The sequence below is a fragment of the Yinghuangia soli genome, assembly GCF_021502675.1.
Classification (GTDB): Bacteria; Actinomycetota; Actinomycetes; order Streptomycetales; family Streptomycetaceae; genus Yinghuangia; species Yinghuangia soli.
Genome location: NZ_JAKFHA010000092.1, coordinates 1 through 617 on the forward strand (window position 1 = coordinate 1; position 617 = coordinate 617).

Genomic DNA, 617 nt, shown 5'->3' on the forward strand with positions numbered 1-617 from the left:
CAGACCATCGGCGGTGTGCAGTCCGCGGGTGGCGGTGCCAGGGTCGATGTGGTGCAGCCGCATCGGCATGGTGCGGTGTTGGGGTCGTTTGCGGGGGCGACGCAGGCGGATGCGCGGGCTGCGGTGGCGGCGGCGAAGGCGGCGGCGCCGGGGTGGCAGGCGTTGTCGTTCGACGACCGTGCTGCGGTGTTGTTGAAGGCTGCGGATCTTCTGGCGGGGCCGTGGCGGGAGCGGGTGGCTGCGGCGACGATGCTGGGGCAGTCGAAGACGGCGCAGCAGGCGGAGATCGATTCGCCGTGTGAGCTGGTGGATTTCTGGCGGTTCAATGTGGCGTTCGCGCGGGGGATTCTCGCGGAGCAGCCGGTGTCTTCGGCGGGGGTGTGGAACCGTCTGGACCATCGTCCGCTGGACGGGTTCGTGTATGCGGTGACGCCGTTCAATTTCACGGCGATCGCGGGGAATCTGCCGACGGCTCCGGCGTTGATGGGGAACACGGTGGTGTGGAAGCCGTCGCCGACGCAGACGGTGGCGGCGTGGCATCTGATGCGGTTGCTGGAGGAGGCGGGGCTGCCGCCGGGGGTGATCAACATGCTTCCGGGCGACGGCATCGCCGTCTC

General features: G+C 69.4%; 1 protein-coding gene. It reads left to right on the forward strand.

What is annotated here, in order from left to right:
- On the forward strand, positions 1–617 hold a 617-nt coding region (locus tag LZ495_RS43675; RefSeq protein ID WP_235058871.1), incomplete at both ends, for an aldehyde dehydrogenase family protein.